The following is a 13,513-nucleotide window of genomic DNA, read 5'->3' as shown; positions in this document are numbered from 1 at the left end:
GATACATGGATACATCGCAGAGCGCGTCCACTGCGCGCCCGACGGTCGGCGTCGTTCGGGAGTCGAACGACGGTGAGCGTCGGGTGGCGTTGGTGCCGAAGATCGTGGCGTCGTTGATCGCCAAGGGCGTCGACGTGGTGGTCGAGTCGGGTGCCGGTTTGGGCGCGCTGATCCCGGACGAGTTGTACACCGAGGTGGGGGCGAAGATCGCCGACCCGTGGTCGGCCGACGTGGTCGTGAAGGTCGCGCCGCCGTCGGACGAGGAAGTGGGCCGGTTGCATGCCGGGCAGACCCTGATCGGGTTCCTCGCCCCCCGCAACCAGGACAATCAGGTCGCCGCGCTGAAGTCTGCCGGGGTGCAGGCGTTCGCGGTGGAGGCGATCCCGCGGATCTCCCGCGCCCAGGTGATGGACGCGCTGTCGTCGCAGGCGAACGTGTCCGGCTACAAGTCGGTGCTGCTCGCGGCGTCGGAGTCGACCCGGTTCTTCCCGATGCTCACCACCGCCGCCGGCACGGTCAAGCCGGCGACGGTGCTGGTGCTCGGTGTCGGGGTCGCCGGCCTGCAGGCCCTGGCCACGGCGAAGCGTCTCGGGGGCCGGGCCACCGGCTACGACGTACGCCCCGAGGTCGCCGACCAGGTCCGCTCGGTCGGTGCCCAGTGGCTCGATCTCGGGATCGACGCCGCCGGTGAGGGCGGCTACGCCCGCGAGCTGACCGAGGCGGAGCGGGCGCAGCAGCAGCAGGCGCTCGAGGACGCGATCAAGGGCTTCGACGTGGTCATTACCACCGCGCTGGTGCCGGGCCGTCCGGCGCCCCGGTTGGTGACCGCGGCCGCGGTGGAGGGCATGAAGCCCGGCTCCGTGGTGGTCGACCTGGCCGGCGAGACCGGCGGTAACTGCGAGCTCACCGAACCCGGGCAGACCGTGGTCAAGCACGGGGTGACGATCTGCTCGCCGCTGAACCTGCCCGCCACCATGCCCGAGCACGCGTCGGAGCTGTATTCGAAGAACATCTCCGCGCTGCTCGAGTTGATGCTCGTCGACGGGGCGCTGGCCCCCGATTTCTCGGACGAGGTCCTCGCCGCGTCCTGCGTCACCCGTGAGGAGGGTGTGTCCTAGATGTATACCGAATTGTTGGCGAACATCGCGATCCTGGTGTTGTCCGGGTTCGTGGGGTTCGCGGTGATCTCGAAGGTCCCGAACACGTTGCACACCCCGTTGATGTCGGGCACCAACGCCATCCACGGCATCGTCGTGCTCGGTGCGCTGGTGGTGTTGGGCAAGGTCGAGAACCCGCCGTGGGGGTTGCAGGTGATCCTGTTCGTGGCCCTGGTGTTCGGAACGATCAACGTGGTCGGTGGTTTCGTGGTCACCGACCGGATGTTGGCGATGTTCAAGTCCAAGCCCACCCCCACCGCTGTTGCTGCTGAGAAGGGTGGGGACCGGTAATGGAATACCTCGTCAACGTGCTGTACATCGTGGCGTTCTCGATGTTCATCTACGGTCTGATGGGCCTGACCGGCCCGAAGACCGCGGTCCGCGGCAACCAGATCGCCGCCGCCGGCATGGTCGTCGCCGTCGTCGCCACCCTGATCGCGATCCGCGGCACCTCCAACTGGGTGCTGATCGTCACCGGCCTGGTCATCGGTGTGGTCCTCGGGGTGCCGCCGGCGTTGCGGACGAAGATGACCGCGATGCCGCAGCTGGTGGCGTTGTTCAACGGGGTCGGCGGCGGCACCGTCGCCCTGATCGCCTACGCGGAGTTCCTGGACTCGGACGGGTTCACCGCCTTCGCCCATGGTGAGTCGCCGACGGTGCACATCGTCATCGCGTCGCTGTTCGCGGCGATCATCGGGTCGATCTCCTTCTGGGGTTCGGTGATCGCGTTCCTCAAGCTGCAGGAAACCCTGCCCGGCCGCCCGATCGGCATCGGGAAACTGCAGCAGCCGCTCAATGCGGTGCTGCTGATCGGGGCCGTCGCGTTGGCGGTGGCCATCGGGGTCAAGGCCATCGACCCGGCCGGCCCCACCAGCCAGTGGTGGATCGTGGGTGTGCTGGTGCTGGCGGCGGTGCTCGGGTTGATGGTGGTGCTGCCGATCGGCGGCGCCGACATGCCCGTCGTCATCTCCCTGCTCAACGCGCTCACCGGTCTGTCCGCGGCGGCCGCCGGTCTGGCACTCAATAATCAGGCGATGATCGTGGCCGGGATGATCGTCGGGGCGTCGGGTTCGATCCTGACCAACCTGATGGCGAAGGCGATGAACCGGTCCATCCCGGCGATCGTGGCCGGCGGGTTCGGCGGCGGTGGCGGTGCGGCGGCGGTCGGGGACACGGCCGTGAAGACGGCGAAGTCCACCTCGGCGGCGGATGCGGCGATCCAGATGGCGTACGCCAATCAGGTGATCGTGGTTCCCGGGTACGGGTTGGCGGTGGCGCAGGCCCAGCACGCGGTCAAGGACATGGCCAAGCTGCTCGAGTCGAAGGGGGTGGAGGTCAAGTACGCCATCCACCCGGTCGCGGGCCGGATGCCCGGGCACATGAACGTGCTCCTGGCCGAGGCCGACGTCGAGTACGACGCGATGAAGGAAATGGACGACATCAACGACGAGTTCGCCCGCACCGATGTCACCCTGGTGATCGGGGCGAACGATGTCACCAACCCGGCGGCCCGCAACGATCCGTCGTCGCCGATCCACGGGATGCCCATCCTGAACGTGGATCAGTCGAAGTCGGTGATCGTGCTGAAGCGGTCGATGAATTCCGGGTTCGCCGGCATCGACAACCCGTTGTTCTTCGCCGACACCACCTCGATGCTGTTCGGGGATGCGAAGAAGTCGGTCGCCGAGGTCACCGAGGAACTCAAGGCACTGTAGGCCCTCCGGGCCCGTGCGTGGTTAGCGAGTGCAGAGACTCGCAAACCACGCACGGGCGCGAAGCGCCTCAGAGGCGCAGACTGCCGCGGTGCCGGGAGAAGGCGATGGCCGCGGTGTCGGGCCGTCGCTCTTCACGCTCGGCGGCCACAGGGGAGTACAGCATCAGGGTGGACGCCAGTGTCCACCAGATCGCCAGGATGATCAGGCCTGCCGCCAGGCCGAAGATGCCGACGGGTTCGACCAGCGCGGCGGCCCCCGCGACACCGAGGACGACGGCGAAACCCAGGCCCGCGATGACGGGCCGGAACCGCGGTGCCGACACCAGCAGCGCCGAACCGTACAGCGCGGTGACGGCGACGACGTGCCCGCTCGGCAGGAGCACCGACGGCGCATCCGATTCCCATGCCCGGACTGCGGCGCTGGTGAGATTCGCGCCGATACACAGCAGCAGTACGGCACCCATGCCGTACGAAAGTTTTCGCATCGCCGCGACGATGGCGAGGACCACGGTCGCTGCGAGCACCGTGGTGACGTCGATCGCCTGGATCACAGGATCGGCGACGGGTCGGAGTGCCTCCGGGAGGACGAGACCCGACGATTCGGGGCGTATGAGGTACAGCGCGCACAGTGCCACCACACCCGCCGCGGCGAAGGCGAGGCGACGAACACTGCGACGCAGCCTGCTAGTCGATTCGGTCACGACACACAGTGTGCCAACCGACGCTGAACGATCGATGAGAGGCCGCTGTGAGGTCGGTGAACGGTCCTGTTCGTGCGGCGAGCGTGTCAGGTGCGCCGGACTGCCCCCGCGAACGTGGCCGCCACCAGCACGCAGGTCAGGGGCACCACCATCGCGACGGTCAGCGGAACCACCTGGGTGATCCAGCCGATGGTGGCGGGGCCGGCGAGGAATCCGACGTACCCCAGCCCGACCACACGGGACATATTGGTGCCCGCGGAACCCGCGCCGAGGTTGCCCGCGGCGGTGAAGATCTGCGGCACGCATCCCGACAATCCCAGGCCGAACAGCGCCCAGCCCAGGACGGTGAGCGGGAGCAGTCCCGAGACGACGACGAGCAGCATTCCGAGGGCCGCGATCAGGGTGCCGTAGCGGACGACGGCGACGGGACCGAGCGCGCCGCTCACGCGGTCCGCGGTGAACCGGCCCACCGTCATCATCACCGAGAACGCTCCGAACGCGAGGGCGGCGACGGAATCGGACGTTCCGAGGTGCTCCTTGACCTGCAGGGTGCTCCAGTCGTTCGCGACACCCTCCGACAGCATGAGGACGAAGGCGATGCCACCGAGCGCGAGGACCCGCGTGGACAGCCGGCCCTGTGCCTTCTCGGCGGGAGCGGCGTCGTGCCGAGAGCGGGGACGGTCCGCCATCAGCCACCGCGAGCCCGTGGCGACGGTGACGACCCCGACACCGCCGGCGACCAGCAGAGCCGTCACGGGGGCCCATCCGACGGCGAGCGTCGCCGCTCCGAGCAGCGATCCGGCCACCCCGCCCACGGAGAACAGGGCGTGGAACGCCGACATGATCGGCCGCCCGTACCGCTGCTCGACTTCGACGGCCTGCGAGTTCATCGACACGTCCAGTGCGCCGTTCGCGAAGCCGAACACGAGCAGGGCGAGACCGAGTTGCCAGGCCGCGGACGCCAGCCCGGGACCCACGGTGGCGGCCGCCAGTGCGAGTCCGGCGATGATCACCATCCGCCTGCTGCCGAATCGGTCGGCCAGTGGACCGCTGACCTGCATGCCGCCGATCGCGCCGACCGCCAGCAGGAGCAGCAGCGAACCCAGCGTGGAGTGGCTGATACCGGTCCGGTCCTCGATCGCCGGAATGTGCACGACCCACATGCCGAGCAGGAACCCGTTGATCCCGAAGATTCCGAACGTTCCCGCACGAGCCCGGCGGAGCGGCTCGGCCACTGGTGCGCGCGTGTCGACCGCGGACGCTCGGGAAGTACTCACCGACCAAACGTACCGAGGATCAGAGGTGCGCGAGCAGTGAGGCGGGATCGTGCAGCATCGCCGCGACGGACGACAGGAACCTCGACCCCTGCTCGCCGTCGACCACCCGGTGATCGAACGACACGCTCAGGGTGGTGACCCACCGCACCGCGAGTTCGTCCTCGTGCACCCACGGCCGCCTGGTGACGCTGCCCAGGCACAGGATGGCCGATTCGCCGGGGTTGAGGATCGGCGTGCCCGCGTCGACACCGAACACTCCGACGTTGGTGATCGACACCGTCCCGCCGGTGAGCTGCGCGGGTTCGGCTCTGCCGCTGCGCGCGGTCGCGGTCAGTTCGGTGATCGCGCGGCACAGTTCGAGCAGACTCAGCGACTGCGCTTCCTTGATGTTCGGGACGACCAGACCGCGGGGTGTGGCCGCGGCGATGCCGAGATTGACGTAGTACTTGGTGACGATCTCCTGGTTCTCCTCGTCCCACGACGCATTGAGGGTCGGGTTCTCCCGCAGCGCGACGATCATCGCCTTCGCCACCAGACTCAGCGGTGTCAGCGACAATCCCTCGAATGCGGGGAGGTCACGCAGGCGCTCGAGCAGTTCCACCGACCGGGTCACGTCGGCGGTCACGAATTCGGTGACGTGCGGGGCGGTGAACGCACTGCGGACCATCGCCGCCGCGGTCTGCTTCCGGACGCTGCGGATCGGGGTGCGGGTCTCGCGCTCCGACGGCTCCGGCGGTTCCGGCGAGTCCGGTGTCGACGGCACGGCCTGCCCGGCCGAACCCGCATGGGATTCGACGTCACTCCGGGTGACGGCACCGGACGGCCCCGTCCCCGCGACGACGGCGAGGTCGACTCCGAGTTCACGTGCAGCGACCCGGGCTGCCGGCGACGCGTCGGGGCGCCGACGGTCCGGGCCGGACGTGCCGGTCTCCGGAGCGGTCACCAGCCTCCGCCGGGCCCGTTTGCTCTCGGCAGCGGCCTCGGGCCCGTACCCCACCAGAACGGGCGTGCGCGTGGGAGGTTCCTCGCTGGCCGCATCCGTCGCGATCCGGATGATCGGCGTCCCGACCGGCACGGTTGCGCCCGCCGGAACCAGCAATTCCTCCACGACACCCGCGTACGGCGAAGGCAACTCGACGAGCGCCTTCGCCGTCTCGACTTCTCCGATCACCTGATTGAGTTCGATCGTCTGGCCCACCTCGACGGCCCAGGAGACCAGTTCGGCCTCCGTGAGCCCCTCACCGAGATCGGGTAGGCGGAATTCCTGCGCCAACGGACGGCTCCTCTCCTCCGATGAGTGCGATCAGGCCGCGAGGCTGCGATCGACCGCGTCGAGCAGGCGGTCGGCATCCGGCAGATGGTGCAGTTCCAGCTTCGCCGGGGGATACGGAACGTCGAATCCGCCGACCCTCAGCACGGGCGCGTCCAGCTGGTAGAAGCACCTCTCGGAAATGCGGGCGGCGATCTCCGCGCCCAGGCCGAGGAACGTCGACGCCTCGTGCGCGACGACGAGCCTTCCGGTCTTGCGGACCGACTCCTCGATGGTGTCGAAGTCGATCGGCGACAGGGAGCGCAGGTCGATCACCTCGAGGGAGTGCCCCTCGTCGGCGGCGATGGTCGCGGCCGACAGGGCCGTCGGCACGACGGAGCCGTACGCGACGATGGTGGCGTCCGTGCCCTCCCGGGCCACCCGGGCCCGATGCAGCGGCAGGTCCGGTTCGGCGTCCACGTCGAACTCGGCCTTGTCCCAGTACCGCCGCTTCGGTTCGAAGAACACCACCGGGTCGTCTGCCGCGACGGACTGCTGGATCATGTGGAACGCGTCCGCCGGGTTGCTGGGTGTGACGACGCGCAGTCCGGCGGTGTGGGCGAAGTACGCCTCCGGCGACTCCGAATGGTGCTCGACCGCACCGATGCCGCCGCCGTACGGGATCCGGATCGTGAGGGGCGCTGTGACCCTGCCCTGTGTGCGGTAGTGAATCTTGGCCACCTGGGACACGATCTGGTCGAATGCGGGGTAGACGAAGCCGTCGAACTGGATCTCGCAGACGGGCCGGTAACCGCGCAGGGCCATGCCGAACGCGGCGCCGATGATGCCGGATTCGGCCAGTGGGGTGTCGATGACCCGGTTGTCGCCGAAATCCTTCTGCAGGGTGTCGGTGACGCGGAATACACCGCCGAGGCGTCCGACGTCCTCACCCATGATCACGACCTTGCGGTCGTGTTCGAGGGCGCGTCGGAGACCCGCGTTGAGTGCGGCGCCGAGCGAGAGCGTGCTGGTGGTCATGACAGTGCCTCCTCGATGCCGGCGAAGCCCGCGAGGTACGCGGCGTACTGCTCGCGTTCCTCGTCGATGAGCGGGTGGTCGGTGGAATACACGTGCTCGAACAGATCGAGCGGCTGGGGATCGGGCGCATCGATGGTCCCGGACCGCAGTCGCGCCGCGACGTCGTCGGCGGTGGCCTGCACCCCGGCGAGGAACGTGTCGTCGAGCAGGCCCTCCCGGTCGAGGAGGCGCCTCATCCGGTCGATCGGGTCGCGGGCCTTCCAGACCTCGGTCTCGGCTGCCGCCCGATACCGGGTGGGATCGTCCGACGTGGTGTGGGGGCCCATCCGGTACGTGACGGCCTCGATGAACGTCGGCCCACTGCCTTCGCGCGCCCGCTGAGTGGCCTGGCGGGTGACCGCGAGGACCGCGAGGACGTCGTTGCCGTCCACTCGGAGGGCGGGCATGCCGTAACCGGCGGCGCGCTGCGCGATGGGGACGGGACTCTGCAGGTGGACCGGTTCGCTGATCGCGAACTGGTTGTTCTGGCAGAAGAACACGACCGGCGCGTTGAAGCTCATCGAGAAGCCGAGGGCCTCGGCGAGGTCGCCCTGACTGGTGGCGCCGTCGCCGAAGTAGGCGATCGTCGCGATCTCCGCGCCGTCCAGGTGGGCGCCCATGGCGTACCCGGTGGCATGCAGCCCCTGGGAGCCGACGACGATCGCGGGATTCGTCACGTTCACGGAACTCGGATCCCACGCGGAATGGGCGCATCCCCGCCACATGCGGGTCATCACCCCGGGGTCTACACCCCGGCAGTAGGCGACGGCGTGTTCGCGGTAGCTGATGAACGCGTAGTCGTCGGGGCGGAGCGCGCGGGCGGAGCCGACCTGTGCGGCTTCCTGCCCGAGCAGGGGAGCCCAGAGTCCCAGTTCGCCCTGGCGTTGCAGCGCGACCGCTTCGACATCCATCCGACGCGCGACCACGAGGTCTTCGTAGAGGCCGCGCAGTTGATCGGGTCCGATGTCGCGGACCAGGCTCGTGTAGTCGGGTCTGAAGACCCGGCGGCCGTCCGGCTGGATGAGCTGGACCGGATAGGCAATCTTGTCGACCATCGGGGTCACCTCGTGTTGTCGAGTCCGTGAACCTTGTGGGTTCGTAGGAGACGGGTACTGCGGTAGGACAAGTGTGTGTCCTACTTCACAGCATCCACGAGAACGCGAAGTGCGCAAGTGGCACCGCTGGCGTCGAGCAGAATGCCCAGTTTTAGGGGTGTTGGCGGTGTCATGCTGCGTCTAATGACCAATTCGGACACAACCGGCACCAGGTTGTTGCTGCAAGGGTCCGAGAACCCCGGATCACCCCGCGAACACGAACCCGATCGAGGCGAGGACGGCCAGCATCGCGAGGTAGACCGCGGGCATCGCGACGGCCCGGGTGTCGGGGTTTCCGTAGTCGCCGTGTCGGACGTGAAAGGCGATTGCGCACAAGAGGAGAATCAGTAGCGCCACCGTCGAGATCACTCCCAGTGGAGTCCAGTAGAGGCCGACGAGAACCCCGACGCCGCCGGCGAGTTCCGCCACGCCGATCAGCCGCACCTGTTGCCTGCTCAGGCCCCGGGATTGCAACCCCGTCCACGCAGTCCCCTTCAATCTCAGCTTGGGAATGCTCACGGCGACGGCACTCACGGCGAGGAGTACGCCGCACACGATGAGGAAAACTTCCACGTCGGTCCCTCCAGTTCCGGCCGAATCGGCCTCACTGTTGCCACCCTAGGGCCGCGACCTGCGGCGCGGACCGGTTCCCTCCGCATCGGGCTTCCGAGCGGTTAGCATCGAGCGCGTGAATGCTGTGGGGCTGAACGAAGATGCCGTTTCTGCGTGGATTGCCGGACTCGGTGTGGGAGCGATCGCGCCGCTGAGCTTCGAGAGGATCGGGAACGGTCAGTCGAATCTCACGTACGCGGTCAGTGACGCGGGTGGTGGGCGGTGGGTGCTGCGGCGGCCACCGCTCGGGCATCTGCTGGCGTCGGCGCACGACGTGGTCCGCGAACATCGGATTCTGTCCTCTCTGCAGGGATCCGACGTTCCGGTGCCGAAGATCCTCGGGCTCACCGACGATCCGGAGGTCACGGACGCGCCGCTCGTGCTGATGAGTTACGTCGCGGGGGTGGTGATCGACAGTGTCGGTGTGGCGAAGAAGCTGACACCCGAGCAGAGGAATGCCGTCGGACTGGCGATGCCGAAGGCTCTCGCAAAGATCCATGCGGTCGATCTCAAAGATGCCGGGCTGGAGGATCTGGCCAGCCACAAGCCTTACGCGGCACGGCAGTTGAAGCGCTGGAGGGATCAGTGGGAGAAGTCCCGTACCCGTGACGTCCCGGCGATCGAGGATCTGGCGGGCATCCTCGAGCGCAACATGCCGGAGCAGACCGAACTGTCGTTGGTGCACGGTGATTTTCACCTGAGCAACGTCATCACCTCGCCCGAGGAAGGTGAGGTGGTCGCGGTGGTCGACTGGGAACTGTGCACGCTGGGCGACCCCCTCGCCGACGTCGGCGCGTTGCTGGCCTACTGGCCCGAGGCGGGCGACGAGGACGCCGGACCGTTCCCGGCCTCCACTCTGGAGGGATTCCCCACCCGGGCCCAACTCGTGGAAGCCTACGTCCACCACACGAAACGCGATGTCACGCAGGTGGGGTACTGGCACGTTCTGGCGTTGTGGAAGCTGGCGATCATCGCCGAAGGCGTCCTGCGCCGGGTGATCGACGATCCCCGGAACAAGGCCGAGACCGGTGCGCCCACTGTCGCGCTGATCGACGGCATCATCGCCCGGGCGGTGGCCACGGCGGAGGCCGAGGGACTGCGCTGAACCCCCTGGTGGTGCCGGAGGTTCAGACGGCGTCCGGCACCACCAGAAGGGTTGCAGCGCTCCGGATTTCGGCAGGAATCGGCACCGGCCTGCGGGTTTTCGCGTCCACGTACACGTGGACGAAGCGGCCGAGAGCCGCGAGTTCGAGTGCGTCGTCGTTCTCGCGGAAGATCGCGAGCGCATACACGATGCTCCGGGTGCCCAGCTTCTCGATGGACAACCCCACCTGCAGACGGTCCGGGAAGGTGAGTTCGCTGACGTACGTGCAGGACGTCTCGGCGACCACGCCGATGGCGGGCAGATCGCGGATGTCGGTGCCCGTCGTCGCGATCAGCCAGCCGTTGACGGCCGTGTCGAAGTACGAGTAATACGTGACATTGTTGACGTGCCCGTAATGGTCGTTGTCCTCCCAGCGGGTCGGCACCGGCCACAGGGCGGGGAAGTCGGCGGCGGTCGGCAGGGCGGGGGCGTCGTCGTGTTTCACCGTGCCGACCCTAATGCCACGGATCGCCGGGACCACGCGTCGGGCAGAATCGCGTCCTATGTCTGTGCCCGACAGCGATGTGCGTTCACCCGATTCCGCCGCCCAGCCGATCAGCGCCGGAATCGTCACCGCCCTGGTGGGCTTCACCAGTTCGTTCGCGGTCGTACTCACCGGATTGACGGCGGTGGGCGCGAATTCCGCCCAGGCCGCGTCGGGACTGCTGGCGCTGTGTGTGACGCAGGCACTGGGCATGTTGTGGATGTCGCGGCACTACCGCATGCCGATCACGCTGGCGTGGTCGACGCCGGGCGCCGCTCTCCTCGCCGGCGCGGCGACGGTGAGCGGCGGCTGGCCCGCCGCGGTCGGGGCGTTCGTCGTCGTGGGGGCGGCGGTGATTCTCACGGGGCTGTGGCCACGGCTGGGACGGCTCATCGCGGCCATCCCCCCGGCGTTGGCGCAGGCGATGCTCGCGGGGGTGCTGCTGCCGCTGTGCCTGGCGCCGGTACTGGCGCTGCGTGACGCACCGCTGGCCGTCGCGCCCGTGGTTCTCGTGTGGCTGGTCTTGCAGCGGTACTCGCCGCGGTGGGCGGTGCCGGCGGCGTTCGCGGCTGCCGCGGTGGTGATCGCGATCGGTCTCGCCTCCGGCAGCGACGGACTGGACACCAGCGCGCTCCTGCCGAGACTCGACGTCACGGCACCGGCGTGGACGTGGCAGGCGATGATCGGGATCGCGATCCCGCTGTACATCGTGACGATGGCGTCCCAGAACATCCCCGGGACCGCCGTCATGAATTCCTTCGGCTACCGGGTGCCGTGGCGGCCGGCCATGCTGGTGACCGGAGTCGGGACCCTGGTGGGCGCGCCCGCGGGCGGACACGCCATCAACCTCGCCGCCATCAGCGCCGCCCTCGCCGCCGCGCCGTCCGCACATCCCGATCCGAGGAAGCGCTGGGTCGCGGCCTTCACGGCAGGCTGGGCCTACCTGGTGCTCGCCGCGTGTTCCGCCGCGGTGGCCACGCTCATCGCCGCGGCCCCCGAGGGCGTCGTGGAGGCGGTCGCCGGGCTCGCCCTCCTCGGCACCCTCGGCGGGGCACTGGCCTCCGCCCTCGACGACGTCCGCGAACGGGAAGGCGCCGTCGTCACCTTCCTGATCGCCGCGTCGGGGGTGAGCATCCTCGGCATCGGGTCCGCGTTCTGGGCGCTGGTTGCCGGATTGATCGTGCGGGTCGCGGTGAGCTCGCGGCGATAATGGGGTGATGACCACCATCGAGGTAGTGCACGGTGACATCACGACGGTCGAGGTCGACGCGATCGTCAACGCCGCCAACTCCGGACTGCTCGGTGGTGGTGGCGTGGACGGCGCCATCCACCGGGCCGGCGGTCCCGAGATCCTCGCCGAATGCAGGCACCTGCGGGCCACCACGTTGCAGGACGGTCTCCCGGCGGGACAGGCGGTCGCGACGACGGCGGGCCGGTTGCCGGCCCGATGGGTGATTCACACCGTCGGTCCCGTGTATTCCGCTTCGGACGATCGGTCGGCCATCCTGCGCAGCGCCTACACCAGCAGCCTGGCGGTGGCCTCCGACCTCGGCGCGCAGTCCGTTGCGTTTCCGCTGATCTCGTCCGGGGTGTACGGCTGGCCCGCGGACGACGCCGTCCGGCAGGCGGTCGGTGCCGTCCGTGAGTCGGACGCCGGAATTCCCCGGGTGCTGTTCGTGGCGTTCGACGCACGGATGGCAGCGCTGCTGGCCGGCGAGGTGGGGTGACGGCGCTGAACACCGATCTCGCGTATCTGACGGCAGGACTGGCTCTCCTGCTGGCCGCCACCGTTCCGCGCCTGTTCCAGGACCGTGCCGTCTCGGCGCCGCTGATCGTCCTGGCGGTCGGAGCGGGGGGCGGCCTGTTCCTCGGCGAGTCGGGAACGGACACCCTGTCGCCGGCACTGCATCCCGCCGTGACGGAACACTTGAGCGAAACCTGCGTCATCGTCGCCTTGATGGGCGTGGGACTGGCGATCGACAGGCCACTGGGCTGGCGCACGTGGAATTCGACGTGGCGTCTGCTGCTGATCGCGATGCCCCTCGGTATCGCCGCTGTCGCGCTGCTCGGCTGGTGGGTGGCGGCATTGACCCCCGCCGTCGCGATCCTGCTCGGGGCCGTCCTCGCGCCCACCGACCCGGTTCTGGCATCCGACGTGCAGGTGGAAGGTCCCACGTCGGGCGGCGAGTCCCATCAGGAGGACGACGAGGTCCGGTTCGCGCTCACCTCGGAGGCCGGGCTCAACGACGCTCTCGCCTTCCCGTTCGTGTACCTGGCGCTGTTCATGATCGGCAAGGGGCCGATCGAGCAGTGGATCGTGCAGTGGGCGGCCTGGGAGCTGATCGGCAAGGTCGTCATCGGCGCGGCCCTGGGGTGGATTGCCGGTGATCTGTTCGGCCGCGCGGTCTTCCGCTTCCCGATCACACACATGCGCCTGGCCGAACGCAGCGAACCCATCTTCGCGCTCGCTGCCACGTTCGCCGTCTACGGACTCACCGAACTGGCCGGGGGATACGGCTTTCTCGCCGTCTTCGCCTGCGCCGTCGCCATCCGTCGGACGGAGCGGGCCCACGACTACCACGCCGAGATGCACAGCCTGATCGAGCAACTCGAACACGTGCTCACCCTTGCCGTCCTGCTCCTGCTGGGGGTGGCACTCACTTCCGGTCTGCTGACCGGACTGACGTGGGGCGGGGTTCTCGTCGCGGCAGCCCTCGTGTTCGTCATCCGGCCGGTGGTGGGATGGCTTTCGCTGCTGGGCTGCGAGGAGATGTCCGGTCCCGAGCGCCGGGTCACCGCATTCTTCGGGGTTCGCGGAATCGGGTCGATCTACTATCTCGCCTACGCCGCTGCGGAAGCCGGCGTGGACGACGAGAAATGGTTGTGGTCGACGGTGGCCTTCACCGTCGTCCTCTCCGTCCTCGTCCACGGGGTGAGTGCGACGCGCGTGATGCGCCTGCTCGATCTTCGCAGGGAAGGCGGTGCAATCGCGGACCGATAGCGT

At 68.5% G+C, this 13,513-nt stretch carries 14 protein-coding genes; 7 read left to right on the top strand and 7 right to left on the bottom strand.

Annotated elements, in window-relative coordinates; genetic code table 11:
• Nucleotides 1–5: 5 nt before the first annotated feature.
• Genes CJ177_RS39650 through CJ177_RS39640 form a run of 3 tightly spaced genes read left to right on the top strand, consistent with a single transcriptional unit; the run spans nucleotide 6 to nucleotide 2,872 of the window.
• The gene (locus CJ177_RS39650; RefSeq protein WP_007300560.1) at nucleotides 6–1,118 is read left to right on the top strand and encodes a Re/Si-specific NAD(P)(+) transhydrogenase subunit alpha; all 1,113 of its coding nucleotides are present in this window, start codon (nucleotides 6–8) and stop codon (nucleotides 1,116–1,118) included.
• Nucleotides 1,119–1,448, top strand: a complete 330-nt coding sequence (locus tag CJ177_RS39645; RefSeq protein WP_095870278.1) for an NAD(P) transhydrogenase subunit alpha — start codon at nucleotides 1,119–1,121, stop codon at nucleotides 1,446–1,448.
• Nucleotides 1,448–2,872, top strand: coding sequence for an NAD(P)(+) transhydrogenase (Re/Si-specific) subunit beta (locus CJ177_RS39640; protein ID WP_095870277.1), 1,425 nt, complete (start codon nucleotides 1,448–1,450; stop codon nucleotides 2,870–2,872). The genes CJ177_RS39645 and CJ177_RS39640 overlap by 1 nt, the downstream gene beginning before the upstream one ends.
• Before the next feature lie 67 nt (nucleotides 2,873–2,939).
• On the opposite strand, the gene CJ177_RS39635 is transcribed toward CJ177_RS39640, so the two are convergent.
• The 6 genes from CJ177_RS39635 to CJ177_RS39610 all read right to left on the bottom strand — a co-directional run bounded on the left by CJ177_RS39635 (nucleotide 2,940) and on the right by CJ177_RS39610 (nucleotide 8,842).
• Nucleotides 2,940–3,572, bottom strand: a complete 633-nt coding sequence (locus CJ177_RS39635; RefSeq protein WP_025433000.1) for a hypothetical protein — start codon at nucleotides 3,570–3,572, stop codon at nucleotides 2,940–2,942.
• An 86-nt stretch (nucleotides 3,573–3,658) separates the two neighbouring features.
• Nucleotides 3,659–4,807, bottom strand: a complete 1,149-nt coding sequence (locus CJ177_RS39630) for an MFS transporter (protein ID WP_095870276.1) — start codon at nucleotides 4,805–4,807, stop codon at nucleotides 3,659–3,661.
• A 61-nt stretch (nucleotides 4,808–4,868) separates the two neighbouring features.
• On the bottom strand, nucleotides 4,869–6,122 hold the full coding sequence (locus CJ177_RS39625; protein WP_095870275.1) for a dihydrolipoamide acetyltransferase family protein: 1,254 nt from the start codon (nucleotides 6,120–6,122) through the stop codon (nucleotides 4,869–4,871).
• Between the two features lie 30 nt (nucleotides 6,123–6,152).
• Nucleotides 6,153–7,136 carry an alpha-ketoacid dehydrogenase subunit beta gene (locus CJ177_RS39620; protein WP_005252809.1) on the bottom strand — a complete coding sequence of 328 codons (984 nt, stop codon included), beginning with the start codon at nucleotides 7,134–7,136 and terminating at the stop codon, nucleotides 6,153–6,155.
• The gene (pdhA, locus tag CJ177_RS39615; RefSeq protein ID WP_005252811.1) at nucleotides 7,133–8,230 is read right to left on the bottom strand and encodes a pyruvate dehydrogenase (acetyl-transferring) E1 component subunit alpha; all 1,098 of its coding nucleotides are present in this window, start codon (nucleotides 8,228–8,230) and stop codon (nucleotides 7,133–7,135) included. Before pdhA ends, CJ177_RS39620 begins: the two co-directional genes overlap by 4 nt.
• A gap of 243 nt (nucleotides 8,231–8,473) precedes the next feature.
• Nucleotides 8,474–8,842, bottom strand: coding sequence for a DoxX family protein (locus tag CJ177_RS39610; protein WP_005252813.1), 369 nt, complete (start codon nucleotides 8,840–8,842; stop codon nucleotides 8,474–8,476).
• Between the two features lie 115 nt (nucleotides 8,843–8,957).
• Between CJ177_RS39610 and CJ177_RS39605 the strand changes: the two genes are divergently transcribed.
• Nucleotides 8,958–9,986 carry a phosphotransferase family protein gene (locus CJ177_RS39605; protein ID WP_095870274.1) on the top strand — a complete coding sequence of 343 codons (1,029 nt, stop codon included), beginning with the start codon at nucleotides 8,958–8,960 and terminating at the stop codon, nucleotides 9,984–9,986.
• Nucleotides 9,987–10,008: 22 nt separating this feature from the next.
• On the opposite strand, the gene CJ177_RS39600 is transcribed toward CJ177_RS39605, so the two are convergent.
• Complete coding sequence (locus tag CJ177_RS39600) at nucleotides 10,009–10,470, bottom strand: thioesterase family protein (RefSeq protein ID WP_005252816.1); 462 nt, start codon at nucleotides 10,468–10,470, stop codon at nucleotides 10,009–10,011.
• A 58-nt stretch (nucleotides 10,471–10,528) separates the two neighbouring features.
• Here CJ177_RS39600 and CJ177_RS39595 point away from each other — a divergent pair, with 58 nt between their 5' ends.
• The 3 genes from CJ177_RS39595 to CJ177_RS39585 are packed head-to-tail and all read left to right on the top strand — an operon-like array spanning nucleotide 10,529 to nucleotide 13,510.
• Nucleotides 10,529–11,719, top strand: coding sequence for a benzoate/H(+) symporter BenE family transporter (locus tag CJ177_RS39595; RefSeq protein WP_095870273.1), 1,191 nt, complete (start codon nucleotides 10,529–10,531; stop codon nucleotides 11,717–11,719).
• Between the two features lie 7 nt (nucleotides 11,720–11,726).
• Nucleotides 11,727–12,236, top strand: a complete 510-nt coding sequence (locus CJ177_RS39590; protein ID WP_005252820.1) for an O-acetyl-ADP-ribose deacetylase — start codon at nucleotides 11,727–11,729, stop codon at nucleotides 12,234–12,236.
• Nucleotides 12,233–13,510: a sodium:proton antiporter gene (locus CJ177_RS39585; protein ID WP_005252822.1), complete on the top strand. Its 1,278-nt coding sequence runs from the start codon at nucleotides 12,233–12,235 to the stop codon at nucleotides 13,508–13,510. Before CJ177_RS39590 ends, CJ177_RS39585 begins: the two co-directional genes overlap by 4 nt.
• The last annotated feature ends 3 nt before the right edge of the window (nucleotides 13,511–13,513 follow it).

This window comes from Rhodococcus sp. ACPA1 (genome assembly GCF_002300195.1).
GTDB lineage: Bacteria > Actinomycetota > Actinomycetes > Mycobacteriales > Mycobacteriaceae > Rhodococcus_F > Rhodococcus_F opacus.
The sequence above is the reverse complement of the archived record's forward strand: the minus strand, read 5'-3'. Positions and strand labels throughout refer to the sequence as shown.

Bases quoted from the DNA above. Each gene is read 5' to 3' on its own strand.
- CJ177_RS39650 (WP_007300560.1), top strand. From the start codon at position 6: ATGGATACATCGCAGAGCGCGTCCACTGCGCGCCCGACGGTCGGCGTC.
- CJ177_RS39590 (WP_005252820.1), top strand. From the start codon at position 11,727: ATGACCACCATCGAGGTAGTGCACGGTGACATCACGACGGTCGAGGTC.
- CJ177_RS39640 (WP_095870277.1), top strand. From the start codon at position 1,448: ATGGAATACCTCGTCAACGTGCTGTACATCGTGGCGTTCTCGATGTTC.
- CJ177_RS39595 (WP_095870273.1), top strand. From the start codon at position 10,529: ATGTCTGTGCCCGACAGCGATGTGCGTTCACCCGATTCCGCCGCCCAG.
- pdhA (WP_005252811.1), bottom strand. From the start codon at position 8,230: ATGGTCGACAAGATTGCCTATCCGGTCCAGCTCATCCAGCCGGACGGC.
- CJ177_RS39620 (WP_005252809.1), bottom strand. From the start codon at position 7,136: ATGACCACCAGCACGCTCTCGCTCGGCGCCGCACTCAACGCGGGTCTC.
- CJ177_RS39645 (WP_095870278.1), top strand. From the start codon at position 1,119: ATGTATACCGAATTGTTGGCGAACATCGCGATCCTGGTGTTGTCCGGG.